Annotated in this window: 21 protein-coding genes; 8 read left to right on the plus strand and 13 right to left on the minus strand. The window is 68.0% G+C overall.

Annotation, left to right across the window (positions count from 1 at the left end):
• Positions 1–125 precede the first annotated feature (125 nt).
• Complete coding sequence (gene uraH, locus J2852_RS10865; RefSeq protein WP_209875183.1) at positions 126–503, plus strand: hydroxyisourate hydrolase; 378 nt, start codon at positions 126–128, stop codon at positions 501–503.
• Here uraH and J2852_RS10870 read toward each other — a convergent pair.
• Positions 488–1,675 (minus strand): urate hydroxylase PuuD, encoded by a 1,188-nt coding sequence (locus J2852_RS10870; RefSeq protein WP_209875186.1) that lies wholly within the window; start codon positions 1,673–1,675, stop codon positions 488–490. The two genes, uraH and J2852_RS10870, sit on opposite strands and share 16 nt — an antisense overlap.
• A 116-nt stretch (positions 1,676–1,791) precedes the next feature.
• Here J2852_RS10870 and J2852_RS10875 point away from each other — a divergent pair, with 116 nt between their 5' ends.
• Positions 1,792–2,712 carry a LysR family transcriptional regulator gene (locus tag J2852_RS10875; protein ID WP_209875189.1) on the plus strand — a complete coding sequence of 307 codons (921 nt, stop codon included), beginning with the start codon at positions 1,792–1,794 and terminating at the stop codon, positions 2,710–2,712.
• Here J2852_RS10875 and J2852_RS10880 read toward each other — a convergent pair.
• The 6 genes from J2852_RS10880 to J2852_RS10905 form a co-directional block, all read right to left on the minus strand.
• On the minus strand, positions 2,681–3,484 hold the full coding sequence (locus tag J2852_RS10880) for a carbon-nitrogen hydrolase family protein (RefSeq protein ID WP_209875192.1): 804 nt from the start codon (positions 3,482–3,484) through the stop codon (positions 2,681–2,683). The genes J2852_RS10875 and J2852_RS10880 overlap by 32 nt on opposite strands.
• A 4-nt stretch (positions 3,485–3,488) precedes the next feature.
• Positions 3,489–4,538 carry an agmatinase gene (gene speB, locus J2852_RS10885; protein ID WP_209875195.1) on the minus strand — a complete coding sequence of 350 codons (1,050 nt, stop codon included), beginning with the start codon at positions 4,536–4,538 and terminating at the stop codon, positions 3,489–3,491.
• A 25-nt stretch (positions 4,539–4,563) separates the two neighbouring features.
• Positions 4,564–5,364 (minus strand): ABC transporter permease, encoded by an 801-nt coding sequence (locus tag J2852_RS10890; RefSeq protein ID WP_209875197.1) that lies wholly within the window; start codon positions 5,362–5,364, stop codon positions 4,564–4,566.
• Positions 5,364–6,218, minus strand: a complete 855-nt coding sequence (locus J2852_RS10895) for an ABC transporter permease (RefSeq protein ID WP_209875199.1) — start codon at positions 6,216–6,218, stop codon at positions 5,364–5,366. Before J2852_RS10895 ends, J2852_RS10890 begins: the two co-directional genes overlap by 1 nt.
• Positions 6,215–7,282: an ABC transporter ATP-binding protein gene (locus J2852_RS10900; RefSeq protein WP_209875201.1), complete on the minus strand. Its 1,068-nt coding sequence runs from the start codon at positions 7,280–7,282 to the stop codon at positions 6,215–6,217. The genes J2852_RS10895 and J2852_RS10900 overlap by 4 nt, the downstream gene beginning before the upstream one ends.
• Before the next feature lie 185 nt (positions 7,283–7,467).
• Positions 7,468–8,586: an ABC transporter substrate-binding protein gene (locus J2852_RS10905; RefSeq protein WP_209875203.1), complete on the minus strand. Its 1,119-nt coding sequence runs from the start codon at positions 8,584–8,586 to the stop codon at positions 7,468–7,470.
• A gap of 164 nt (positions 8,587–8,750) precedes the next feature.
• Between J2852_RS10905 and J2852_RS10910 the strand changes: the two genes are divergently transcribed.
• Positions 8,751–9,674 (plus strand): LysR family transcriptional regulator, encoded by a 924-nt coding sequence (locus J2852_RS10910; protein WP_209875205.1) that lies wholly within the window; start codon positions 8,751–8,753, stop codon positions 9,672–9,674.
• Between the two features lies 1 nt (position 9,675).
• Here J2852_RS10910 and ccoG read toward each other — a convergent pair whose 3' ends face one another.
• Both ccoG and J2852_RS10920 read right to left on the minus strand, forming a co-directional pair.
• The gene (gene ccoG / locus J2852_RS10915) at positions 9,676–11,145 is read right to left on the minus strand and encodes a cytochrome c oxidase accessory protein CcoG (RefSeq protein ID WP_209875207.1); all 1,470 of its coding nucleotides are present in this window, start codon (positions 11,143–11,145) and stop codon (positions 9,676–9,678) included.
• Between the two features lie 256 nt (positions 11,146–11,401).
• A complete protein-coding gene (locus J2852_RS10920; RefSeq protein WP_209875210.1) occupies positions 11,402–12,820 on the minus strand; it encodes an aminotransferase-like domain-containing protein in 1,419 nt (472 codons plus the stop codon).
• Between the two features lie 256 nt (positions 12,821–13,076).
• On the opposite strand from J2852_RS10920, the gene J2852_RS10925 reads away from it, so the two are divergent.
• The gene (locus J2852_RS10925) at positions 13,077–14,465 is read left to right on the plus strand and encodes a sensor histidine kinase (protein ID WP_209875212.1); all 1,389 of its coding nucleotides are present in this window, start codon (positions 13,077–13,079) and stop codon (positions 14,463–14,465) included.
• 363 nt (positions 14,466–14,828) lie between these two features.
• Here J2852_RS10925 and J2852_RS10930 read toward each other — a convergent pair whose 3' ends face one another.
• A complete protein-coding gene (locus tag J2852_RS10930; RefSeq protein WP_209875214.1) occupies positions 14,829–15,899 on the minus strand; it encodes a LacI family DNA-binding transcriptional regulator in 1,071 nt (356 codons plus the stop codon).
• A gap of 136 nt (positions 15,900–16,035) precedes the next feature.
• Here J2852_RS10930 and J2852_RS32020 point away from each other — a divergent pair, with 136 nt between their 5' ends.
• The 4 genes from J2852_RS32020 to J2852_RS10950 all read left to right on the plus strand — a co-directional run bounded on the left by J2852_RS32020 (position 16,036) and on the right by J2852_RS10950 (position 21,764).
• Positions 16,036–18,699, plus strand: coding sequence for a tetratricopeptide repeat protein (locus J2852_RS32020; protein ID WP_209875216.1), 2,664 nt, complete (start codon positions 16,036–16,038; stop codon positions 18,697–18,699).
• Positions 18,696–19,805, plus strand: coding sequence for a glycosyltransferase family 9 protein (locus J2852_RS10940; protein ID WP_209875218.1), 1,110 nt, complete (start codon positions 18,696–18,698; stop codon positions 19,803–19,805). The genes J2852_RS32020 and J2852_RS10940 overlap by 4 nt, the downstream gene beginning before the upstream one ends.
• A complete protein-coding gene (locus J2852_RS10945; RefSeq protein WP_209875220.1) occupies positions 19,802–20,824 on the plus strand; it encodes a hypothetical protein in 1,023 nt (340 codons plus the stop codon). The genes J2852_RS10940 and J2852_RS10945 overlap by 4 nt, the downstream gene beginning before the upstream one ends.
• Before the next feature lie 73 nt (positions 20,825–20,897).
• A complete protein-coding gene (locus J2852_RS10950; protein ID WP_209875222.1) occupies positions 20,898–21,764 on the plus strand; it encodes a glycosyltransferase family 47 protein in 867 nt (288 codons plus the stop codon).
• On the opposite strand, the gene J2852_RS10955 is transcribed toward J2852_RS10950, so the two are convergent.
• The 3 genes from J2852_RS10955 to J2852_RS10965 are packed head-to-tail and all read right to left on the minus strand — an operon-like array spanning position 21,737 to position 26,280.
• On the minus strand, positions 21,737–22,702 hold the full coding sequence (locus J2852_RS10955; RefSeq protein WP_209875224.1) for a hypothetical protein: 966 nt from the start codon (positions 22,700–22,702) through the stop codon (positions 21,737–21,739). The genes J2852_RS10950 and J2852_RS10955 overlap by 28 nt on opposite strands.
• Positions 22,703–22,718: 16 nt before the next feature.
• Positions 22,719–24,545 carry an AMP-binding protein gene (locus J2852_RS10960; RefSeq protein WP_209875226.1) on the minus strand — a complete coding sequence of 609 codons (1,827 nt, stop codon included), beginning with the start codon at positions 24,543–24,545 and terminating at the stop codon, positions 22,719–22,721.
• Positions 24,532–26,280 (minus strand): class I adenylate-forming enzyme family protein, encoded by a 1,749-nt coding sequence (locus tag J2852_RS10965; RefSeq protein ID WP_209875228.1) that lies wholly within the window; start codon positions 26,278–26,280, stop codon positions 24,532–24,534. The genes J2852_RS10960 and J2852_RS10965 overlap by 14 nt, the downstream gene beginning before the upstream one ends.
• Between the last annotated feature and the right edge of the window lie 2 nt (positions 26,281–26,282).

A 26,282-nucleotide genomic window follows, 5' to 3' on the forward strand; every position in this document is an offset into this window, starting at 1 on the left:
CGGCTATCCTAGCCGGATTTTCCGGCCTCCGCTTTTCGGTTCCGTTTGAAAGTCTTTTTGGGCGGTCCCGGTTCGGGCCAGGATGGGGCACCGCTATAACCGAAGCTTCCACAATGGAGGAACGCATGGCCGACACCGGTCGCCTGACGACACACGTTCTCGACACGACCCACGGCCGCCCCGGTGCCGGCATCGCCGTGACCCTCTACCGGATTGAGGGCGGCGGCATGGAAGACGACGTCCGGACCCGACTGGTCCAGACCCGCACCAACGCCGACGGCCGCTGCGACGCGCCGCTGCTCGCCGGGGCGGAGCTGACGCCCGGCGTCTACGAACTGGTGTTCGAGGCCGGGGCCTACTTCCGCGCCGCCGGGATCAGCCTGCCGGATCCGGCCTTCCTCGACATGGTGCCGATCCGCTTCGGAATCGCCAACGCGGACCAGCATTACCATGTGCCCCTGCTGATCTCCCCCTACAGCTACTCCACCTACCGGGGCAGCTGATCGGTCCAGGCCGCCAGGACCTGCCGTTCCTCCGGCGTGATCTGGGTGACGTTGCCGGGCGGCATGGCGTTGGACAGAACCGCCCAGCTGCGGATCGGGCCGGCGTGGCGGCGAATCTCCTCCGCGCTGTCCAGCCGCACGCCGCGCGGCGGGGCGGCAATGCCCTCCCACACCGGGGAGGCGGCGTGGCACATGCTGCACCGGGAGGTCACGATCTCCTCCACCTGCGCGAAGTCGGCGGAAGCCGGCGAGGCGGCGACGCTGTCCTTTGGCCCCACCGTGCTCAGCGCGACGATGGCGACCATGCCGGCGGCGGCCACGCCCCAGGTCCACCAGGGCGCCGGCTTTCCGGCGTGCTTCGAATTGAAGAAGTGGCGGATGGCCGCGCCGACCACCAGAACGACGGCAACGATGACCCAGCTGTAGCGGGTGCCGAAGGCCAGCGGGTAATGGTTGCTGATCATCAGGAAGACGACCGGCAGGGTCAGGTAGTTGTTGTGGAGCGATCGCTGCTTGGCCGCCTTGCCCAGCGCCGGATCCGGCACCTCCCCCGCCATCATCGCCGCCACCGCCTTGCGCTGGTTGGGTATTATCAGCCGGAACACGTTGGCCGACATGATGGTCCCGATCAGCGCCCCGACGTGCAGCATGGCCGCCCGTCCGCTGAACACGTGGCTCAAGCCCCAGGCCACCGCGACCAAGAAGACGAAGCCGGCCAGGGCCAGCTTGGTGTCGTCCTTGCCCAGCGGCGACTTGCACATGCGGTCATAGACGTGCCAGCCCAGCCCCAGCGCGCCCAGGCTGATCAGGATCGCGCCCCACCAGGGCAGGTTCAGCACCTCCGGGTCGATCAGGAACAGGTTGGCGCCGTGGTAGTACAGCACCGCCAGCAGGCAGAAGCCGCTGAGCCACGTCGCGTAGGATTCCCACTTGAACCACGTCAGCTTCTCCGGCAGTTCCGCCGGGGCCACCATGTACTTGACCATGTGGTAGAAGCCGCCACCGTGGATCTGCCACGCCTCGCCCGCCGCGCCCTCAGCCAGCCCCTCGCGCCGCCGCAGGCTGAGGTCCAGATGGATGAAGTAGAAGGAAGAGCCGATCCAGGCGATGGCCGTGATGACGTGCAGCCAACGCACCAGAAAATTGGCCCATTCCCAGACAATCGGCTCCATCGCGCCATGGCCTCCGTCGTGAATCCGGTGGAAGTGTAGGGGGGCTGCGCCCCCGGCACTTTCAAAAAGAACGCAAAGGTGAAATGATTTTTCCCGACCGAAAGGAGGGCTGAGCCTTGGCGTTGTTGGAAAACATGCGGGTGTTCGTGCGGGTGGTGGAGCTGGGCAGCCTGTCGGCGGCCGGCCGCAGCCTGCGCCTGTCGCCCGCCGTGGTCAGCCATCGCCTGCAAAGCCTGGAAGAGCATCTGAACGCCCGCCTGCTGAACCGCACCACCCGCCAGGTGCAGTTCACCGAGGCCGGCAAGGTCTTCTACGAACAGTGCCTGGAGGTGCTGGACGCCGCCGAGCGCGCCGAGAGCAGCGTGGCGGCCATCGGCGGCGCCCCCGTGGGCAGCCTGCGCGTCACCGCCCCGCTCGGCTTCGGCCGGCGCATCCTGGCGCCGATGGTGCCGCGCTTCCGGGCGGCCAACCCGCTGGTGGACGTGCGGCTGCGCCTGTCCGATCACATCCTGGACCTGCTGCGCGAGGCGACCGACGTGGCGATCCGCATGGCGGTGCTGAAGGACTCCAGCTTCGTCGTCCGCAAGGTCGCCGACCTGCCCCGCGTGCTCTGCGCCGCCCCCGCCTATCTGGAGCGGCGCGGCACGCCCGAGCGGCCGGAGGATTTGCTGGACCACCATTGCCTGCTGCTGCGTTTTCCCGGGTCGCAGCAGTTCCAATGGACGCTGCAAGGGCCGAACGGCCCGATGAACCTGCCGGTCACCGGCCAGTTCGACGCCGACGATGGCGACGTGCTGACCGCCTGGGCGCTGGCTGGCGAAGGAATCGTCCTGAAACCCGTCTGGGAGGTCGCCGAGCATCTGCAAAGCGGGCGCTTGAGCCTCGTCCTGCCGGACTGCCCGCCGGAGCCGGTGACGCTGGCCGTGCTCTACCCGCACCGCAGCCTGCTGCCGGCGAAGATCCGCGCCTTCATCGACTTCTTCGTGGACAACGTCCGCGCCGACCTCACCCGGCTCGGTCCCGGCGCGGTTCTGTGACCGCGCCGTAGAGTTCCGGCCGCCGGTCGGCGAGGTGCGTGCCGACCGACCGCAGGGCCGGGTCGATGTCCACGACCAGCAGCTCCTCCCCACCGCCGGCCCGCGCCAGCACCGTCCCGTCCGGCCCGGCCACGGTGCTGAGCCCGCAATAGGCGAGATCCCCTTCCCGCCCGCAGCGGTTGGCGTAGGCGACGAAGATCCCGTTCTCGAAGGCGCGCGCCGGGACGATGGTGGTGGCGACGATCTCGTAGGGGGACATCAGCGCGGTCGGCACCAGCACCGCGTCCGCCCCGGCGAGGGCGAGGCGGCGCACCAGCTCCGGGAACTCCACGTCGTAGCAGATCACCACCCCGACCCGCAGACCGTCGATCCCGGCAAGGCGAACCTCGTCCGGGCCGGGAAGGAAGGCGCCCCGGTCGAGATCGCCGTACAAATGCGCCTTGCGCTGGTTCAGCAGGCGCCGCCCGTCCCGGCCGATCAGCTGGGCGGCGTTGTAGACTCCACCCTCGGTCCGCTCCGGGTAGCCGCAGAGGATGGCGATCCCGGCCCCGGCGGCGATCTCCGCCACGCGCCGGGCGGACGGGCCGTCCGGCGGCTCGGCCAGAGACCGCACCGCCCCGGCCCCGATGTTGTAGCCGGTCAGCCCCATCTCGGGCCCGACCAGCAGCCCGGCGCCCTGCCCCGCCGCCGCCCGCGCCGCCCGTTCCAGACGGTCGAGGTTGCGGTCGGGCCTACCGGGCTCCGCGTCCGTCTGGAACAGGGCAATGCGCATGCCCCTACCCCTTGCGCCGGCCGAGCGCGCCAACCGCCAGGCACAGGATCTCGAACAGCATCTGCGCGCCGGCGTGGGCGGTGTTGGTGGTGGCGTCGTACTGCGGGGCGACCTCCACCACGTCGCCGCCGATCACGTCCAGCCCGTCGAGCCCGCGCAGCAGCGCCAGGGCTTCCCGCGTGGTCAGCCCGCCGACCTCCGGCGTGCCGGTGCCGGGAGCGAAGACCGGATCCAGGCAGTCCACGTCGAAGGAAACATAGACCGGCCCGTCACCGACCACCTTCCGCGCCGTCTCGATGACCGAGGCGATGCCGCGTTCGGCGACCTCCTCCGCATGGATGACGGTCATGCCGCTGTCGTAGGAGAACTCCCACAGATACTCGGTGCTGCCGCGAATGCCGATCTGCACGGTGCGTTCGGGGTCGAGCACGCCGTCCAGAACCGCCTGCCGGAACGGCCCGCCGTGGTGGAACTTGGAGCCCTCGTAGGAGCCGCCGGTGTCGCAGTGGGCGTCGAAATGGACCATACCGACCGGCCGCTCCCGCCCCAGCGCTTTCAGGATCGAATAGGTGATGGAATGGTCGCCGCCGACCGACAGCGGCACCACGCCCGCATCCATCACGCGGTTGTAGAAGGCCAGAATGTCCTGGTGGCAGGTCTCCAAGTTGAAGCGGCTGCCCAGCGGCACGTCGCCCACGTCGGCCAGCTTGCAGGCGGCCGAGGGCACCATGCGCAGCGCGTATTCGTAGGGTCCGATGCGTTCCATCGCCCGCACGGCACGCGGCCCAAGGCGGGCACCCGCCCGGTTGGTGACACCCAAATCCATGGGCACGCCGATCAACGCAATGTCCAGCCCGCCGAAATCGGCGCTGTCCGGCGCGTCCGGCCGGTAGGGCGCGTCGAGCAGCGTGGACACCCCGGCGAAGGGCTGCACCCGCTTTCCGCCGGAGAACTGGAGGGCGGCCACCCGCTTGAAGTCCGGGTCGTGGAAGTCGTCCCCGCCGGTGCCGCTGTATTTCGTACGCAAACGGTTGAGCTTGTGAGGGTCGATCATGGGGAAATCTCGTCCTTAAGGGGGATCAGTCGTGCTTGGCCCAGGCGCCGAGCAGGCGCGGCAGGTCGCCGAAGAAGGCGATCAACCCGAACACCAGCGCGGTGAGCGACACGAACAGGACCGTCACGGCCGCCATGGTCGGCGTATAGCCGTAACGCAGAGCGTTGAAGATCTTGATGGGCAGCGTCTCCATCGTGAAGCCGACCACCATGTAGGCGACGATGTATTCGTTCAGCGACAGCACGAAGGCGAAGGCGAAGCCGGAGATCACGTAGGGCCGGACCAGCGGCATCACGATGGTGCGCAGCACCGTCCGGTCGTCGGCCCCCATGGTCGCCGCCGCCTCCACATAGGCGCGGTCCACCGCGCCGAAGCCGAGCGACAGCGTGACCAGCGGCAGCGTCACGAAGAAGACCGCGTGGCTGACCACCACCGTCCAGGGCGATCCGTACTCGCCCACCGCCGCCCAGAAGCTGAGGAAGCCCAGCGCCGTGATGACCGGCGGCAGGATGAAAGGCGTCATGCCCAGAATCTCGAAGGCCCGCGCCCAGGGCGCCCGCCACCGCCACAGGAACCACGCCAGCGGAAAGGCGATGACGACGGCCAGCGCCGCCGACAGGGTCGCCACCACGAGGCTGGCGATCAGGGCGCCGCGCCAGCCGGGATCGGTGAACACCTCCGCGTACCACGCCAGCGAGAAACCCTGCGGCGGAAAGGTCAGCGACTTCTTGGCGTTGACCGACACGCCGGCCACGACCATCAGCGGGGCCGAGAGCACCAGCGCGATCAGCGAGGCAACGACGGTGTTGAGCTTGCGCCAGGGCATCACGCCACCTCCTCCCGCCGGCCGGCGAGCAAGGCCAATCCGACCAGCGCCAGGCTGACCAACACCAGGAACACCGCCATGGCCGCCGCGAAGGGCATGTTGGACTGGTAGATCGCCTGATCGGTGATCAGTACGGACAGTGTCCAGTGCTGCGGCCGACCAAGCAGTTGCGGCAGCAGATAAGAGCCGAGCGCGAAGACGAACACCATGATAGTCGTAGCGACGATGGTGTTGCGCAGCGCCGGTACCACCACCGTGAAAAAGGCCCGCAGCGGCGAGGCGCCCAGCGTCCGCGCCGCCTCCACCAGATAGGGGTCGAACCGCGCAAGCGCCGGGTAGAGGACCAGCACCGTGTAGGGAAAGGCTTGGTACACCAGCCCGGCCAGCAGCGCGCCGAAGCTGGGGCTGAGCGACTGCGGTTCCGCCATCAGGCCCAGTGCTACGAACAGGTTGGTGATGCCCGCCGTGCGCGACAGCAACGTGGACCACGCAAAGCCGATGATGACCTCCGACAGCGACAGGATCGACAGCAGGAAGACCAGCCAGCGGATCTGGTTCGGGCGCGGCAGGCGCACCAGCCGGTAGGTGAAGGGGAAGGCGATCCCCACCGCGACCGCCGCGACCAGCCCAGCCAGCCCCAGCGAAAAGGACATCACCCCGCCGAAGAAGGTGGTCAGGAACCGCTCGTAGTTGGAGAAGACGAAGTCCGGTTCGTAGAAGCCGCCGGGCACGCGCCGGAAGACGCTGACCGCGATCATCAGGCTGAAGGGAATCACGAAGAAGACGACCAGCATCAGCGCCGGGAACAGGATCGGCGAATGCTCGGCGAAGGTGCGGGGGGCGCGGCGGATCATGACGCGACCATGGGTGGCAGGACGACGCAGGAGCCGGGCGGCAGCTCGACCGACAGCGCGCCGCCGGGCTCCACCGGCGGACGGTCCTGCGGGCGGGACAGGGCGATGATCTCCTTGCCGGCGACGTCGATGCGAAATTCGACGCTGGATCCCAGGTCACGCATGAAGGACAGCGTGCCGGGCAGGCGGTTCAAACTGCCATTGGAGCCATCGCCAGAGGTGGGATGGACGATCACCTCCTCCGGCCGGATCGACAGCAGCACGCGCCCCGAGGGCGGCAGGTTCGGCAGGGAAAGGGCGCCGCCGGGGACCTGTACCGTGCCGGGCTGGACCACCTGCCCGTCCAGCAGGTTGGTCAGGCCGATGAAGTCGGCGACAAAGGCGTCGGCAGGTTGGCGGTAGACCTCCATGGGAGAGGCGGCCTGATGGATGCGCCCCTGCGACATGACCACGACGAGGTCGGCCATGGTCATGGCCTCGCGCTGGTCGTGGGTGACCACGATGGTGGTGATGCCGAGCCGCCGTTGAAGCTGCTTCAGCTCGATCTGCATGGCCTCGCGCAGCTTGGCGTCGAGGGCCGAGAGGGGTTCGTCGAGCAGGAACAGCTTGGGCGACAGGGCCAGGGCGCGGGCGATGGCGACGCGCTGGCGCTGCCCGCCCGACAGTTTGGACACCGGCCGGTCGGCCACGCCGGGGAGACGGACCAGTTCCAGAAGCTCTTCGGCGCGCCTGCGCTGGTCGGCGCGGGACACGCCACGGATGCGCAGGGGGTAGGCGATGTTCTCGCCCGCCGTCAGGTGCGGGAACAGGGCCAGCGACTGGAACACCATGCCGAACTCCCGCGTGTGGGCGGGGGTGTCGGTGATGTCCCGGTCGTCGATCAGCAGCCGCCCGCCGGACGGCTCCTCCAGCCCGGCGATCATGCGGAGCAGGGTCGTCTTGCCGCAGCCACTTGGGCCGAGCAGGCAGACGAACTGCCCGTGCGGGATGCGCAGGGACGCGCCATGCACCGCGACCGTGGAGCCGTAACGCTTGGTGAGACCGTCAAGGACGAGTGCGGACATGGGCGGACTCATGAGAGGAACCAAAATCCCCTCGCCCGTCCCGGGAGAGGGTGGCCGCTAAGCGGGCGGGTGAGGGTACAGCCAAGGATCAAGCGCCTTCTCCGCGCCCGACCCTCACCCTCCCCACGCTGACGCGTGGGTCCCCTCCCTCTCTCGGGGCGGGAGAGGGAAAGGACGGGGCTTGATCACCCGACGATCATCTCGGTCCACTTCTGGTTCAGCCAGTCGGACTTGGTCTGGTAGAGGTCGTAGCGCGGGATGATCGGCGGGATGTCGGAGGACACCGCCGCGAACTCCTTGTCGGTCAGGTCGGTCAGCTTGCGGTCGATGGTGGGCGCGGTGCCGACCTTGCGCGAGAGAAGCGCCTGAATCTGCGGCTGGCACATGTAGTCCACGAAGACATGCGCCAGATCGCCGGCCTTGGACGCGCGGGTGACCGCCCAGCTTCCCGAATCGAGAATACCGCCCTCCTTCGGGAAGGTGGAGCGCACCGGGTTGCCGTCCGCGGCGGCGAGACCGGTCACGTCGTGGTAGTACTGGCCCATGGGGATCTCGCCGGACTTCAGCGCCGCTTCGAACTGCGCCTCGTCGCGGTACCAGAGCTTCACGTTGTTCTTGAGTTCGGACAGCTTCTTGAAGGCGTCGAGCTGGCCCTGTTCGGTGTCCAGATGCTTGGTGCCGCCGAAGAAGGTGGCGGCGGTGACCTCCAACAGGAAGGAGTTGCTGACGAGCGCCAGCAAGCCGAGCTTTTCCTTGTTCGCCGGATCCCACAGGGCCGCCCAGCTGGTCGGGGGCTCCGGGTAGGCTTTGGTGTTGGTGACCAGCGTGATGTACCAAGACACCGCGCCGATGCCGCTGACCTTGCCGTCCGGATACTTGTTGATGAGGTGCGGCAGAACCTTGGAGGCATTGGGAATCTTGGACAGGTCGAAGGGCGCCCACAGCTCCGCCGCCATGCCCTTCAGCATCGCCACCTGTGACATCATCGACACGTCGGCGGGAGCCTGCCGCGCACGGGCCGCCTGTTCCAGCTGCACCAGCCACGCCTCCCCGGTCGGCTCCGCCACCGGTTCGACGGTGATGCCGGTCGCCTTCGAGAATTCGGGGAAGATGTGCTTTTCGAAGGACTCTTTGAAATAGCCGCCGTAGACGCCGACCTTCAGGGTCTTGGCCTGGGCGCGGGCGATGTGGGGGAAGCCGGCAACGCCGATGGCCGCCGTCGCGGCCAGGGTGCCGGCGCCGGCCAGCAGGGCGCGACGGCTGAAACCACCATGAGTTCTCGTTTTCTGCGACGTCTCGGTCATGGCTCTAACCCTTGTTGTTCGAGGACGGAGGGTGGCAGGCGGTTCGCGGCACGTACAGTGTGGACTCCGACTATTAGACGGCGGCTTTCACTCCCCAAAAATCTCGAAGGTTGGTAACTTACTTCGATAGATGCCGAAGTAAGCCGCAGGGAGTCCCAAGCGCGATGGCGTTGGTGCAGCTGGAGACCGTCGATCTCCGCCTACTCCGTATGTTTATGACCATTGTCGAGGCCGGCGGCTTCACTGCGGCGCAGGGCGAACTGAACCTGTCGCTCTCCACCATTTCGACCCATTTCGCTGATCTGGAGGGGCGACTCGGGGTGCGGCTGTGCCGGCGGGGGCGGTCGGGCTTCCGGCTGACCGCCGAGGGGCAGGCCGTCTATGACGAGCTGCGCCGGGTCTTCGACACGCTGGACCGGTTCGGGGCGCGGGTGCGGGGCCTGCGCGACCGGCTGACCGGAACGCTGAGCATCGGGCTGGTGGACAACACCCTAACCGACCCTCAGGCCCCGCTGGAGCGGGTCTTCGCCCGGTTCACGGAGGCGGCGCCGGAGGTGTCTCTGGTCATCAACGTTCGACCGCCGAACGAACTGCTGCGCGATGTGATCGGCGGGCAGCTGCAACTGGCCATCGCCAGCTTTCCCCGAATCGTGCCGAGCCTCAGCTACCAAGACCTTTACCAGGAAACGAACCACTTCTACTGCGCCGAGGGCCATCCGCTGTTCGCCCTGCCGGACGAGGCCATCAGCCTGGACGAGGTGCGGCGGTACCGGCTGGTGGCGCGCAGCTACTGGGGCTCCCGCGACCTGAAAATCTTCGCCATCACCATGCCGCGCGCCACGGTCAGCGACATGGAGGGGGCGGCGCGGCTGATCCTGTCCGGATCATACCTCGGCTATCTGCCGGACCACTACGCCGCCCCGTACGTGAAGGCGGGGCGGCTGCGGGCACTCCTGCCGAGGGTGCTGTCCTATCAGGCCCCCTTCCAAGTCGCCCACGACCCGAACCGTGCCGAAAGCCCAGCGGTGGAGCTGTTCATCGGCATGGTCCGGGAAGAGGTGACCGCGCCTGAGTTCCGGAGGCCCTGATTTATGGAGCCATGAACACTGTTTTGGCGTCAAAGCTGGAGCCGGCGCCGGTCAGGGTGACGGTCACCGGCGTGGAGGGAGCGGCCGCCGCGCCGGCCGGGGCGCGGACGTGGATGCGGTAGGTCTGGACCGAGTCGGGCTCGGCGGTCAGCTCCAGCACGCCTTGGGACGCGGCCTCCACGCCGGGGGCGGCGACGGTGGCGCCAACGATCCCGGACAGGGTCAGGCGGTAGCTCTGCGGCTGCCGGGTCATGTTCGAGATCTTGACCGTGTAGCTGTTCTGGATGGCGCCGTCGGAGAGCGTCACGTAGAGCGGGGCGCGGTCGCGCAGGACGGCCACGTCCAGGGACGGCTTCAGCATCAGGCCGATGGCCATCAGGCCGGTCACCACCACTAGAATCAAGGAATAGATGATGGTGCGCGGGCGGATCAGGCGGTAGGGAGCCGGTACGCGGTTGGTGGCCTTGGCGGCTTGGGCGGCCTGGGTGTCGTAGCGGATCAGGTCGCCGGGGCGGCCGATGCGGGTCATCACGTCGTTGCAGGCGTCGATGCACAGGCCGCAGCTGATGCAATCCATCTGGATGCCGTCACGGATGTCGATGCCGGTCGGGCAGACATGAACGCAAGCCTTGCAGTCAATGCAGTCGCCGAGTCCGCCAAGCTTGCGCTCCTCCCAGCTCTGGTCCTTGCGGACCGGAGCGCGGCCCTCGCCGCGCCAATCCTGATAGGTGACGACGAGGCTTTCCTCGTCCAGCAAAGCCGCCTGGATGCGGGGCCAGGGGCAGACGTAGGTGCACATCTGCTCCCGCATGAAGCCGGCCATGGCGTAGGTGCTGCCAGTCATGAACAGGATCCAGCCGAGAACGACCATGGATGGCTGGAACGCGGCCAAATCGGCCATGAAGCCGGGCGCGTCCACGAAATAGAGCAGCGCGGTTCCGCCGGTCGCGAGCGCGACCAGCATCCAGACGCTGTGCTTGGCGGCCTTCTTCAGCAGCCACGCGGCGTTGCGCGGGCCGTTGTCGAGCCGGATGCGGGCGCCCCGGTCGCCTTCGATCCATTCCTCGACCAGCACGAACAGGTCGGTCCATACGGTTTGCGGGCAGGTGTAGCCGCACCAGACACGGCCGGCGATGGCCGTCGCCAGGAACAGCCCGACCGCCGCCAGGATCATCGCCCCGGTCATATAGTAGATCTGCTGGGGCCAGAGTTCGATGGCGAACAGGTAGAAGCGCTGGCTTTCCAGATCGAGCAGGACGGCCTGGTCCGGCATGCCGGGGCCACGGTCCCAGCGGATCCAGGGAAGGATCACGTAGAAGGCTAGCAACACCAGCGCCACCCACCACTTGATCCGTCGGAAACGGCCCCGGACCGCCTTCGGGTAGACCTTTTCGTGAGAGGCGTAGAGCGGCGGCGGAGCGGGAACGGATTCCGGAGCGTCTCCGGCGGATTTGCGGGCGAGGTTTTGCATGACATGCCTTTGCGCGGTCAATCGCGTGTAGGCCGGCATTGTATGCCTTCAATATACCCATCTCAAGGGATATTGAATGGATTGCTGCGACGGACGGTCGCGGAGGGCTTAGGAAGTCGTTATTGATGGGATCGCAATCCAATCAATGAAACACCGCGCAACGTATTTTCGTGTTGTGTTGCATTGGGTAAGGGCGCAAATCGTTTGCCGCCGAAGGCATATTATCCTAAAGGCGATGGCGAGACAACGCCGCCGCTCAGATGATCACTCCGGCAGAGACCGGCAGTTGGTCCAAGGCTTCGGCCAGGATGGTCAGAACGCGGCGGGTCTCGGCGCGGTCGATAGGGGCGCCGAGGCAAATGCGCAGGGACTCCGGAATCTCGGACGTCGTCGCGAAGGTGTCGCTGACCACGGCGGCGATGCCACGGGTGCGCAGGTGGGTGGCGAACTCGCCGCGCGTCCAGGTGTCGGGCAGGCGGAGCCAGAGGTGGAAGGCCTCCCGCTTCGACTGGAAACTGCGCGGCGGAAGGATGGAATCGGCAAGCTGGCGGCGCGCCACGGCCTCAGAACGAACGGCGTCGAGCACGGCGTCGGCGGTTCCGTCGGCGATCCAGCGATGGGCGATGGCCGAGGTCAGCGGCGAGGCCATCAGCGACGTCGCCCGCTGCGCCGCCGTCAGTTTCAGCGCTTGCCGGGCGTCCGGAGCCACGACGTAGGCGATGCGCAGCATGGGCGATACGCACTTGGCGAGCCCGGAAACGTGGAAGGTGATGTCCGGCGCGAGGGCCGCCAGGGGACGCGGCGGGTCCATCGGCAGGGGGCCGTAGATGTCATCTTCGATGATCGGCACGCCATGCTCGCGCGCCGCCGCGACGACGGCGTTGCGGCGCTCCAGCGGCATCGTTGCGGTGGTCGGGTTGTGGAAGGTCGGCATGCAGTAGAGCGCCTTGGGACGGTGCTGCGCCAGGACCGCGCGGAGCGCGTCGGGGTCGATGCCGTCCGCGTCCATGGGAACGCCGACGACGCGCAGGCCGAGCTGAGCGGCGACGGCCTTGAACCCCGGATAGGTCAGCGCCTCCGCGCACACCGTGTCGCCGGGACGGGCAAGCGCGGTGAGCAATGCCAGAAGGGCTCCCTGGGTTCCGGGGCAGACCAGCAGGCGCTCGGCCGGCAGATCGGGCAGACGGCGGCACAGCCAGTGAGCACCCGCCACGCGGTCGCCATTGGGGTCGCCGGCTTCGGGATAACGCAGGATGGCGGGAAGGCCGATTCCGGACAGCACGGCGGCCATGCCCTGATGCAGGCGGTCCAGCAGGCCCGGCGAGTCCGGCAGCGGCGGCTGGTTCATGGTCATGTCCACGAAGCCGGCGGGGCCAGCGGACATGGGACGTTCCGGCGCGCGGGGAGTCGAGGTGGAGGCGGGAGCGCGGACGAAGGTGCCCTGCCCCACCCGCGCGTCAATCAGGCCGCGATGGCGCGCCTCGCCATAGGCGCGACTGACCGTGGTGAAGTCGATGCCCATGTGCTCGGCCAACAGGCGTTGCGGCGGCAGACGCTGGCCGGGGCTGAGGCGCCCAGCGCGAATGTCCTCGGCGATAGCGTCGGCGATGGCGAGATAGACGGGCTTGTCCCGCCCCTCGATTTCCGGAACCCAAAGGTTTTGATCCGGCTGCATGGCTTTCCCCGGCGCGCTGATGACGCTCCATTCATTCACGTGATTGTATGGATTGTCAAGGGCGACACGAACTCTCCATCACCATGCTTCCTCGATCTTCTACCTCTCTCGATATCGTTCTTAAAAAAGCAACGCACCTAAAATTCGGCATGCTTTTACGTATTTTATGAGATTCGCTCTCAAGTCGATTGACCGGAATTTCACCAGCCCTAAATAGCGGCGAAGTCTGTCAGGAAATCATCAGGGCTGCTAAATCATGGGCACGCAAGATTACTCGAAAGAGTGGCGAAACGAGAGCGAGGAACGGCTGCGTGCCTTTATCGAAAGCGCCCCCAGGAAGATGTGGATCAGCCGTCCCGATGGATCCGTTGAATTCTTCAATCGGGAATGGCGCGAATACACCGGGCAAACCGACGCAAGCGGCAATCGGACCTGGAAGGACGCCGTTCATCCGGACGACCTCCCGCGCCTTAAGGATGTTCGGAACCGGGCCGTTTCACAAGGCCAGCCGTACGACGTTCAGGTCCGGCTCAAACGCCACGGCGATGGCGCTTATCGCTGGCACATCGGGCGTGTCGCGCCGGTCCACCTGCATGGGCGGCTGATCGCCTGGATTGGCGCAGCAACCGACATCGACAAGCGTCTTCGGGCCGAAGCGGCCTTGCGTGAAAGCGAAGCCAACTTCCGCACCATGGCGGATGCCATCCCCCAGCTGGCCTGGATGCGAAATCCCAACGACCAAAGCCTTTGGTTCAATCAGCGCTGGTTCGAATTCACCGGCACGTCGATGGAGCAAATGCAGAAAGAAGGATGGCAGCCGGTCATCCATCCCGAGCATGTCGATCGCATGACGGAGGTCGTTGAAGCCGCGAGAGCCGCCGATGCCGCGTGGGAATACACGGTCCCGATACGCCGGAAGGACGGTGCCTACCGATGGTTTCTGTTCCGTGCGGTTCCGATCCGCGACGAGTCCTCGGGGGTCGTCACGCGCTGGTTCGGCACCAGCACGGACGTCAACGAACAGCAGGAGGCGCAGGAGCGCCAGCGGCTGCTGACCCAGGAAGTCAGCCATCGCGTGAAGAACAGTCTGGCGCTCGTCGCCGCGCAGCTTTCGCTGCAGGCGCGGGCGTCGGATGACGACGACGCCAAGAAGGTGTTGATGGACGCTTACACCAGGGTGCTGACCATCGCCGGGGTGCACGACCATCTCTGGCGCCAGTACGATTCCAAGTTCATCGAGATCGGCGGCTTCCTGCGCGATCTTTGCCACAAGCTGCAAGAAACGGCGCCAACCCACGAAATCGTCTTCAATGGAGGCCGAATCGTCATCCCGACCGATCAGGCCGTTCCCATCGGGTTGGTCGTCAACGAGCTTATCACCAACGCGCTCAAGTATGCCTATCCCGAGAAGCGCAGGGGAACGGTCTGGGTCACCCTGCGAAAGGGCGATGATGACTCGCTCACTCTGGAAGTGTTCGATCGTGGCATTGGGCTGCCGGATGGCTTCGACCTGTCCGCCCCCACGAAAAGTCTCGGCATGCGCCTGCTGGTCAACACGGTGCGGCAGATCGATGCCACGGTGACCGCCATGCCCGCTGATCCCGGCACACGGTTCGAAATCAACATTCCAATGCGGAGAGAATAGTATCTTGTCCGTATTTTGCGCGGAAAAGATGCGGAGCGCATCGGGAATCGGCGCGTGTTCACCGCGCCACCATGCGGGCAGAAAAATGGCCGCCGGGGTGTGCCCGGCGGCCTGAAGTCTAGGGAGGAAACGCCCTAAAGCGTAGGCCCCCATTATGCCGCAGCGCACAATATAATCAATATCGTAGGATTTCGTATTTTCGTTGAAATCCGCACATAATAGCGATACGAAGCGTCTTAGAGCCTGAGTCTAGGGAGAAGCCCGCAAAGGGCAGGAGGGGTATGACGGCGCTGAGAACAGCCGCCTCATACCCCTTTTTAATGCCCGCGTTCCGGGCCGATAGCGGATGAATTGCGGAGGCGGTCAGGACGACGACGCGCGCGTGCTGTCGCGGACCACCAATTCGCATTCCAAGTTGCGCTGAATCGCCGGTGCCTTGTCGTCGTTGAGGCGCGCCAGGATCAGACCGGCGGCCAGCTCGCCGATTTCCCGCTGGGGTGGGCGCACGGTGGTCAGGGGTGGGATGCAGGAGGCGCTGAAAGTCAGGTCGCCGAATCCGACCACGGCGAGATCGTCGGGAACGCGCAGCCCCTTCCGGTTCGCCTCGAAAAGCACGCCCAGCGCAAGCGCGTCGTTGGAGCAGACCACACCGTCGATGTCCGGGTGGGTGGTCAGCACCTCGTCGATCAGCCAGATGCCGACGGGGGTGGAGGCGGTGTCGGGGGCCGTGAAGGCGATGGGCTCGTGCAGACCGCGCCGCTTCACCTCGTCCTCATAGCCGTCGGTGCGGCTGCGCACGCGCATGTCCTGGTGAACGGCGGCGCCGATGTAAGCGACCTTGCGGCTACCTTGGTCGTAGAGGTGGCTGGTCTGGCGTCGGCCAACCTCGAAATGGGAGAAACCGACGCTCATGTCCACGGCCGGGCACTGGGGCGAGGGAATGTCCCAGGTTTCCACCACCGGAACCCCGCAGGAGCCGAGCATGGCGCGCGTCCGGTCGGTGTGGTGCAGGCCGGTCACCACCATCGCCGCCGGCGACCAGGCGAGCATGGCGCGGATCAGCTCCTCCTCCCGCTCCGGGTCGAACTCGCTGACGCCCAGCAGGGTCTGGTAGTGCGCCGCCTGGAAGGCCTGTTGCAGCGTGTTGTAGGTCTCGGCGTAGAAGGAGTTGGTGATCGACGGCAGAATCACGCCGATCGTCCGGCTCTTGGCCGCGGCGAGGCTGCCGGCGACGAGGTTCGGGACGTAGCCCAGCTCGTCGATCACCGCACGGACGCGGGTGGCCAGTTCGGCCGACACGGCTTCGGGACGGCGCAGGTAGAGCGACACCGTGCTCGGCGACACGCCGGCGGCGCTCGCCACGTCCGTCATGGTCAAACGCTGGGTGGCACGGCGCGAACGCTTGCGGGGCGTTTTCGACGGGAGCAAGGCCATTCTCTTCCTTCCTTGACGACATGCCATCATAGCACGGCGCAGGCGGCGGCAACCGCCAACTTGCAAGGCCCGCCTTGCAATGGGGGGAGAAGCACCAGCATTATCGGCCCCGCAACGTTTTGCACTTAGGACCCGCATGAAACCCAACAGCCGCCAGAATTCCGCCGCCGGCGTGCAAGAGCTGTTGGCCCGCGCCGTCACCCATCACCAGAACGGTCAGTTGGCCGAGGCCAAGCCGCTGTACGAGCAGGTTCTGCGCCGCCTGCCGCAGCAGACCGACGCGCTGCACCTGCTGGGCCTACTGAAGGGGCAGACGGGGGACCTCGCTGCGGGGATCGAACTGATCCGGCGCGCGGTGAAGAACGACGGGCGGCAGCCGGCGTTCCGCCTGAACCTGGGCCGCCTGCTGGAGGCCGCTGGGCAATGGGCGGAGGCCGCCGACGCCTATGGGCACGCGGCAAGGCTGGCACCGCTGGAAGCAGAGCATCATCAGATGGAAGCCAACGTCCGCGCCCGCGCCGGCCAGACGGAGGACGCGGCGAAGGCTCTGACACGGGTTCTGCTGCTGGTGCCGGACCAGGGGGAGATCGCATCGGTGCTGGGCGATGCACTGTACGACCTGGGCCGGCTGCTGCCGGCGGCAACGTGGTACGGGCGCGCGGTGACCCTGCGACCGGATCTGTCGGTCGCCGCCTTCAACCAGGGGGCGGCGCTGCGCGACGCCGGACGGCCGGTCGAGGCTCTGACGGCTTTTCGGGCGGCGGCGAAGGCGGATCCGCTGCTGGTCCAGGCGCACGGGGAGGTGGTCGGGCTGTGCCACGCGCTGGGCGATGCGGATGGTGCGGCGAAGGCCGGGCGCGCGCTGCTGGCTCTGGCGCCCGACCATGCCGAGGCGATCAAGATCGTCGGATCGGCGCTGGCGCGGGTGGCGGGATGGCAGGATGGCGCGCGCTGGCTGGCGCGGGCGGTCGCGCTGATTCCGGAGGCAGGGGACGCGCTGCTGGTGCTGGGGACGCTGCACCAGACAAACGGGCGCTCGGCCGAGACGGCGCGTTGGTTCCGGCGCGCTCTGGCGGTGACGCCGGGCGCGGCGGTGGCGCTGTCGGGGCTCGGGCTGGCCTTGGGGGGCGGGGCGCGCGGGGACGAGGCGGTCCGGCTGGCGGTGCGGGCGGCGCGGGTAGCCCCAGACGACGCGGACATGGCGGCCAACGCCGGGTCGGTGCTGCACGGGCTGAAGCGGATGGCGGAGGCGCTGGACTGGCACCGGCGGGCGGTGGTTCTGCGGCCGGACGGCGCGCAGGGCTGGACCAACATCGGAACGGCCCTGCTGGACGGCAGCGAGTTCGAAGAGGCCATTGGGGTGCTGAACCGTGCGCTGGTGCTGGGGGCGGCGGAGCATGAGGCGCTGGCGCGCTCCAACCTGGGCGTCGCGCTGATGTCGGTGGGGCGGCACGCCGAGGCGGTGGCGGCCTTCCGCGCCGCGCTGGAGCGGGCGCCGGGGAACGCCGAGGTGCGGTCCAACCTTCTATTCTGCCTGTGCTTCACCGAAGAGGCCGACCTGGATGAGGTGTTCGAGGAGCACCGCCGGTTCAAGCGCTTCGCGGTACCGAGGCCGGCGGCAGAGACGCGGTACGACGGGGCGCGGTTCGAGGGGGTGTCGCGCGATCCGGAGCGGCGGCTGCGGGTCGGCTATGTGTCGCCGGATTTCCAGCGCTATCCCGGTCCCGGCTACCATTTCCTGCTGCCGCTGCTGAGCCATCACGATCGGGAGCGGGTCGAGGTCGTCTGCTATTACAACGACCTGCGCAAGGACGCGGCGACCGAGCGGTTCATGGCGCTGGCGGACGGCTGGCGCGACTGCGCGGGGATGCACGACGACGAACTGGAGCGGGTGATAAGGGCGGACGGGATCGACATTCTGGTGGACTGCGACGGACACATGTCGCGCAACCGGATGCCGCTGTTCGCCCGCCGGGCGGCGCCGGTGCAGGTCAGCATTCCACTCTACCCCAACACGACGGGGCTGTCGGCCATGGATTACCAGTTCACCGACCCGCGCTTCGCGCCGCCGATGGCGGGCGCGCGGCATACGGAAAAGCTGATCCGGCTGCCGGGAAGCGTCCTGTGCTACCGGCCGGCGGACTCGGCGGTGGTGCCGCCGGACCGGCCGCCGGTGGAGACGGAGGGGGTGTTCACCTTCGGATCCTTCAACAACATCACGAAGCTGAACGCCTCCACCTTCGTGCTGTGGTCGCGGGTGCTGGCGGCGGTTCCGGACGCGCGGCTGATGCTGAAATGGCGGGGGCTGACCACCGGCGGCGTGGGCCAACGGATGCTGGACGCCTTCGCGCGCCATGGAATCGGGGCGGAGCGGCTGGTGCTGCGCGGGCCGACTCCGGATCCCTACGAGGATTACGTGCGAATCGACTGCGCGCTGGATCCGGTGTTCGCCAACGGCGGCACGACCATGTGCGACGCGCTGTGGATGGGCGTGCCGGTGCTGAACCTTCCGGGAGAGGCGATGATCTCCCGCTGGGGCGCCTCGCTGATCGGGGCGGTCGGGCTGACCGAGATGATCGCCGCCGACGAGGACGCATATGTGGCGCTGGCCGTGCGGCTGGCCGGCGATCCGGCCTTCCTGGCGCGGCAGCGCGAGGGACTGCGCGAGCGCATGGCGCGCTCCCCCCTGATGGACGAGGCGGGCTACGCGGCGGCGGTCGAGGCCGGCTACCGGGCGGCGTGGCGGCACTGGTGCGCCGGGCTGCCGGTGGCGGCAATCGACGTTGGAGAAGCCGCATGACGACGCCGGTGTTCGACGTTGCCAAGGCGCAGCGCATCCTGGTCATCAAGCTGGACGAGGCGGGGGACTTCATCCTCGGCACGCCGTTCCTGCGCGGCCTGCGGGCGAGCGCGCCGGGGGCGCGGATCGTGCTGGCCGTGCGGCCGGAGGTCGGCGATCTGGCGGCCCCCTGCCCCCATGTGGACGCGGTGATCGCCCCGATCCCGAAGGACGGCGGCGGCATCGATTTCCGCGCCGTGTCGCCCGGCGGGCTGGCGGTCTTCGCCGAGGCGTACCGGGCCGGGTTCGACCTGACGGTGGTGCCGCGCTACGACTTTGACCGGCACGGGGCGACGACCTTCGCCGCCAACAGCCGGGGTCGGGTCGTGGTCGGCTTTTCGGAGACGGTCACGCCCTGGAAGGCGGAGGGCAACACCGGCTTCGACCGCGCCTACAGCCATGTCCTGGCCCCGCCGCCTGGGCGGCATGAGGTGGAACAGGCACTCTCGCTGCTGGAGTTCGTCGGCGGGCGGCCGGACGGCACGGCGGTGGAGTTGTATCTGACGGACGAGGACTGGGCGGAGGCGGCGCGGCTGGTCGGGGCGACGGGGCCGTTCCTGGCCGTGGCGCCGGGGGCGGCCAGCGGGCGGCGCGTCTATCCGGTGGAGCGGCTGGCCGAGGTGGTCGCGGCGGTAGCCGGGGAACGGCGGGTGGTCGTGCTGGGCACCGGGGCGGAGCGGACGGCGGCGGCGGTGCTGGAAGCCGCACTGCCGGGGCGGGTGATTGACCTGACCGGGCGGACGGGCCTGCGCACGGCGGCGGCGGTGATCGGGCGGGCCGAGGGGCTGATCGCCATGGACTCCGCACCCGCGCACATGGGGGCCGCCATGGTGGTGCCGGTCGCCGTCTTCTCCTGCCATCCGGAGGGCGGGGACCCGGACCACTATCACGCGCCGGAGCGGTTCCGGCCGTGGAGCGACCGCGCGCTGGTGCTGCGGCCGAAGACGGCGGTGCCGCCCTGCACCGCGTCCTGTTCAGCGGGGGAGCCGCACTGCATCGCGGCAATCGACCCGGACGCGGCCGCACGGGCCATCGCCGCGCTGCTGGCAAAGGGATGCCGCCCGTGACCGATCCGACCATTCACGTCTCCTTCCCCATGGCGCCGGACCGATATCCGGCGACGCATCACTGGCACGCGCAGCTCAGCCATTTCGTCTATGGGGCGCTAACGAAGGAGTTCGGGGCGCGGGCGGTCTTCGCTCCGTGGGACGCGCCGCTGGAGCCAAAGGGACGCGACGTGCTCGTCTCCTTCCTGCCGCACCCGGCGCTGAAGGGGTGGAAGCGCTCCGTCGTCGTGGAGAATTCCAACTTCGACGTGGACAAGTGGCGGTTCGGGGCCTTCCGGCGCTTCGGGCTGAACGCGCCACTGGACCCGGTGTCGGAGACCTACCGCTGGCTAGAACAGCAGTTCGCGCTGGTGGTGCTGAGCAACGACGTGGCGATCCGGCGCGTCCAGGGGCGCGACCCGCTGGTGGCCGACTGCCACGACCATCTGGCGGCGAGCACCCGGCACCTGTCGGTGCACCCGCACCCCATCGACAAGCCGGAGTTCTCGCGCCTTTACGGTCAGTTCCCGACGCCGCCCAAGGTGCGGATGCTGGTCTACCATGGCGGGCTGCGCAAGAACTCGGCCGAATTGATCGCCGCGCTGCGGGAGTTGGGCTTGCAGGAGAACACCGACTTCAGCGTGGCGCCCCACATCGCCAAGGAGCGGGCGGACCTGCTGGCCTTCCTGCGCCAGCATTTCCTGATCGTCGCCAACACCTCCTTCAACGAGACCGGCCCGATCAACATGATCGAGTATCTGCTGTCCGGCCACCTGATCTACGGGCATGACGACTGGTGGGAAGGGGCGGGGAACGAGCGGTTCCGCTGGTCCTACGACCCGGCGCGGATGGAGGCGAACCGGGCGAACCTGCGCCACATCTTCCACGAGATGGGGCCGGACGGCGTCGCCGCCGAGCGCGACCGGGTGTGGAAAGCCTTCATGGAACGCACCGACAACGAATGGTCCGCCGTGCTGGACCTGCTCTGCGCACGGGTGGCGGAGCTGCTGGACTCCGATCATCCGGGGGCGGTGGCGTAAACGCTCTCCGGTATCGGCCTTCAGGGTGCCCGTGCTACTAAGGGGCGAACCGGAACGCGGGGGAGACGACGCCATGCCGATCGCCGAGGAAATCGGCCTGCTGCGCTACAACAGCCTGCCGACGCTGTGCGCGCACGCGCTGGACCTCCCCGAGGACTATTACCTCCGCGAGGGCGTCAGCCGGCTTCACGCGCACGACCGGTTGAACGTGGACGCCATGAAGCCCGGCGATCTGGTCTTCGTGAAGACGGACGGGCTTTCGGCCTTCACCAACGCCCTGCCCCACATCAAGGTGCCCTTCGGGCTGGTGACCGGCGTCAGTTCCACCACGCCGGCGGAGTTCGCTGGATTGGTGGAGGACGAGCGGATCCTGTCGTGGAGCGGCCCCAACCTGCCGCTCTGGTCGGAGAAGATCCTTCAGGTGCCCATCGGTTTCTCGGAGCGGGAACGGCCGCACGGCGACCAGACGGCGATCCTGGCGTCGGTGGGCGGCCTGCCCTGGGACGAGCGGCCGATCGACATCCTGCTGACCTCCATGTCCGACACCTCGCCGGAGCGGCACGGGATTCCGCTGGACGGGGTCCATCGCTGCGCGGATCGGCTGAGTTATGCAGACTACCTGAAGTTGCTGGGCCAGTCCCGCTACGTCATCTGCCCGCGCGGCAAAGGGGTGGATACGTTGCGCTTCTGGGAGACGCTGGCGGTTGGGGCCGTACCCATCGTCCGGACCAGCCTGCTCGACCCGCTCTATGCGGAGTGCGGCGCCATCATCGTGGAGGACTGGGCGGAGATCACCGAGCGCGTGCGAACGCACCAGGGCGGGCCGGAGTTCCGCGAGCGGGCGCTGACCGCGTTCGAGAGCCGGTCGGGAATTTTTTTCACGTCCCATTGGGGCGAGCGCATCCGCGAGCATCACGGGCGGCTGATGGCGGCGGGATAAGGCAGCTCAACCTGTTCTGGGCGGGCGTCGACGCTGCGCATGGAGTGCAGAGCCTCGGCGATGCGGTCGAGGAGCCAAGCGGAATAGGCCTCCCGCCCCTCTTCCGTCAGGTGGACGTAGTCGCAGTAGCGGGCGTCGGACTGGAGGGAAACGGGAAAGCGCCACAGCGCCATGGCGGAATCCCGCTCGACGCGGGCCAGCGCGTCGGGGCGGTAGTCGCGGCCGGTGCCGTGCTGGCGGGCCTCCCAGTTGGAACGGCTGCGCAGTTGGATGACCGCCACCTGGGTGCCCTGGGCCTTCGCCCGTTCGATGAAGCGGCGGGCGCGGTCGTAGGCGGGCGAGTCCGCCGCGAACAGCATCTCGCGGGTCACGTTCGCCTCGAACCGGTCCAGACGGGCGGGGTCGTGATCCCAGGCGGGTTCGCCACGGCGGCCGCAGGGCTTGCCCAACTGGTGCTCCACCTCGTCGCGATGATAGGGGCGGCCGCGCGCCACCACGTCCAGCGTGTCGCGCAGGTAGTAGTGATAAAACGGCAGGGTGCGCCGTTCCTTGAACAGAAGGTCGATCTCCAGCAGCATCAGCCTCGGCCGTAGGGCCAGCAGGTCGTCGAGGAACGGCGCGAAATCGCTGAACTGGCCGGAGTTATGGACGATCCGCAGCAGGCGCAGGTTGGGGATGCCGCGCTCCGCACCGAGCACCGCCATATCCGCCTCGTCCAGCGTTGCGTGCCGCAGGCGGGAGGCGCCGAGGGCGACGACGATGGTGGCGTTCGGGTCCTTGGCGGCCTGTTCGGCGACGGTAGCGATGCGGGCGCGGTTGTAGTGGATGAAGGGGCGTTCGGACAGGTGGAAGCCGATCACGCTCGTGGCGATCAGCATCGCCAGGATCGCCACGGCAAGCATCCACACGGTCAGCGGCGGTCCCCGGTGCCTCTTCATCTCGCGTCACCCAATCTTATGCCGCCAGCTTGCCCCGCACGATCCGCTCCACGTCGCCGAGCGACCCCATGCTCATGATGTCCTTGGGCGCCAGCCGGATGCCGAGCGCGCATTCCAGCGCGTTGGTCAGTTCCATGTGCGCGTAGGAATCCCAGCCCGCCGTGTTCTCCGGCGTGGAGGCCGGCGACAGGTCTGCGGCGGAGGTTTTGAAACAGCGCGCGGCGATGACGTAGACCTCCGCCGCCGGGTCGGGCGCGGGGGCTTGGCTGCGGGCCTTCAGAACGTGGCTTTTCAGGGCGTTCAGCACGGGCTTACCGGCCGGGCCGCGCGGAAACTCGGGGAGGACGTGGATTTCGGCGGGAAGGCTCTCCGGCGCAATCAAACTGCGGCAATGCTCGATCAGGGCGGAGGGAGCGATGGGGGTGCGGAGGGTTACGCAGGCGGCGACCGTCTCTCCCCACACCGGATCGGGAAGGCTGAAGGTCGCGGCGTCGACCACCTCCGGGTGGGATTTCAGGGCGGCGTTGACCTTTTCCGGATAGACGTTGATGCCGCCCTTAATAATGACGCTCTTCTTGCGCCCGACGATGGCGTAGCAGCCGGTGTCATCCATAGTTGCGAGGTCGCCGGTGTGCAGCCAGCCGTCGCGCAGCGCCTCGGTCGTGGCCTCCAAGTTGCGAAAATAGCCGGGCATCACATGGGGGCCGCGCAGCAGAAGTTCGCCCACTTGGCCGGGCGAAAGGTCGTTGCCGGCCTCGTCCACGATGCGGCACTCGCAATCGACCGGCTTGCCGATGGTCCCATAGCGGTGGCTAGCGTCGTCAGGACCGGCGTAGAGGGAGCCCGAGACCGTCTCCGTCAGGCCGTAGACGTTGACGATGCGGGTGCCGAAGCGGTCCTCGAACCGGCGCCACAGCCCCTCGTCCAGGTAGCCGGCCAGTGAGACGATGAAGCGGAAATCGCCGGTGCGGAACATGGCGCGGTCGGCGTCGCCCAGCCGCTCGATCAGAGCGAGGACGGTGGGCACGGTGACGAGGTGCGTGATGCGGTGCCGGGCAATCCAGTCGGCCAGCGTGCCGATCTGCTGGATGGAAAAGGGACCCGGCCGGTACAACGTCCCGCCGGATAGCAACGCGCACATCGGCCCTTCGACCAGCCCGTCGGTGTGGTGGAGCGGCAGCTGGTTCAGGATGCGGGCGTTCGGGTCGTAGCCGTAAACGCGGTTCAGCGTAGAAATGTGGGCGAACAGGTTGCCATGGGTGATCTCCACGCCCTTCGGGTTCGAGGTGGTGCCGGAGGTGAAGAGGATGTAGGCGCGGGTGTCGTCGGGGAGCGTGCCGGGGAGGTCCCGCGCCGGGGCGTGGTCCTTGAGCAGGGCGGGATAGCCGGTTTTGTCCGCCAGCAGGCGGCCAAGCAGGCCCCGCCGCTCCTCCTCCGGGTGCAGGGTGAGGAACACGCCGCCGTCGCGCAGGACATCGCGGGCCTCGGCGGCGGCCGGGTGGCCGGCGTCGATCATCAAGCCGTGCGCGTCGGCGGCACGGATGAGCTTATTCAACTCGTCGGCCGGAGCGGCGGGATCGGCGACGACGGCGGTGACGCCGGTGCGGATCATCGCGATCAGCAGGGTGATGACGTGCCGGTCGTCACGGCTGGCGATCACCACGCGGGCGCCGGGGGCGAGATTCCGGGCACGGAAGAACGAGGCGAGGCGACGCACGCGGTCGAACAGATCGCCGTAGCGCAGGACTTGCTCACCCTGGAGGAAGATCCGCTGGGGGTCCACCGTCGCTTCGATCCGGTCGAGCGCGGCCGGGAAAGGGGACAGTGCGTCAGAATCCGTCATCGGAAAGGAAGTCCTCCGTGAGTTTGTGCTTCAGCACCTTGCCGTTGGCGCCGCGCGGGAAGTCCGCGAGAACATGCAGGTCGCGCGGTGCGGTGCGGGGGCCGAGCTGCTCTGCCAGCCGGACTTTCAGGCGGGGAATGGTTTGGGCCGCGTCGGCGTTGGCGGTCAGGCGGACGAAGACGGTCAGGCGTTCGTCGCCGCGCGCGTCGCGGGTGCCGCAGACGGCGGCTTCCTCCACGGCGGGGTCTTCCTCCAGCAGACGCTCGACGGCGCCGAGGGCCAGCAGGTCGCCGCGCGCGGTCTTGATGATGTCGCGGCGGCGGCCGACCAGAACGATGTGCCCGTCCGGTCGCCGCACCGCGAGGTCACCGGTGTAGAGCCAGCCGTCCCGCAGCATGGTCGCCGTCAGGTCGGGGCGGCGGTGATAGCCGGCCATCAGGTTGGCGCTGTGGACGAGCAGTTCGCCGGCCTCGTCATCAGCAAGGATACGGCCGTCTTCGGCAACGATCTGGCAGACGGCGCCGGCTGGCGTGCCGATGGAATCTTGCGCCCGGTCGGCATCGGCAGGGGCGACCAGGGTGCAGGCGCCGCAGGTCTCCGTCAGGCCGTAGTAGTTGAGGACCGGAGCGCCGGTGATGGAGCGGATGGCGGCGGAAAGCTCCGGCGACAGGTCGGCGGCGGTCGAGAGGATCAGGCGTAGCGGGCCGAAGGCTCCGGGTTCCAAGCGGGCGGCCATACCGCTCAGCATCTTCAGGAAAGCGGGTACGGCGGAAAGGACGGTGACGCCACGGCGCTGGCACAGGTCGATGGCGCCGATGGGGTGCCGCCGCTCCCCCTCCCCCGCCAGCACGCAGGCGGCACCGGCCGCGACGGTGACGATCAGCGGGTTGCGCAGGCCGCTCATGGTGTGGAACTCGCCCAGGCTCAACAGGCGGTCCATGGGATTGAGGCCGTAGGAGCCGGCGAGCAGGCGGGCGCTGCGGGTCAGGGCGCCTTGCGACAGCTCCACACCCTTGGGCTCCCCCGTGGTGCCGGACGTGAAAAGAATGACGGCGATGTCGTCCTCGTCTGGCGGTGGGGGGAGGTCCGTGTCGGGAGGGAGGACGGGGGTGCCGAGGACCATGACCGGAATGCCACCCGCATTAAAGGCTCCGGCGCGCGGGGTATCGGCGTAGACCAGGGCTGGCTGAGCAAGATCCAGGGCGCGGCGAACGGCGTCGGCGGGCGCGGCACTGTCCACGGGGGCGTAAATGATGCCAAGGCGGGTACAGGCCCAGAAGAGGAGAGCCGCATCGACGCTCGGGGCGGCGTGGGCGAGAAGACGGTCGCCGCGTGTCAGACCGGCGGCGGTGAGGTGGCGGGCAAGCACGTCCACCCGTTCGGCCGCTTCGGCGAATGTGAGGGACGGGGCGTCGTCGGAGGGGATCAGCCAGGGCCGAAAGCCGAACGCCTGAACGGCGTCGGTCCAGAGGGACGTGAGCATGTCCGGCGGGGCGGGCGTTCCGGGGATCAGGCGGGCAAGGCCATCAGCCAGAAGCGGGTTGAGGTGAACGGACAGTTCGGCTTGCGTCAGCCCCAGAGCTTCGGCGGTGCGGACGAGCGTCGCGCCGCGTTCGGCCCAGTGCAGGATCTGGCATTGGCGAGCCGTCAGGGCGCGCTTGACGTTCGGGCCACTCAGGATTGCGCGGTGCAGGTCCGCTTCAACACCGTCGGCGAGGGCAAGGGCTTCCGTCATGG

This window comes from Azospirillum soli (assembly GCF_017876165.1).
Lineage (GTDB): Bacteria > Pseudomonadota > Alphaproteobacteria > Azospirillales > Azospirillaceae > Azospirillum > Azospirillum soli.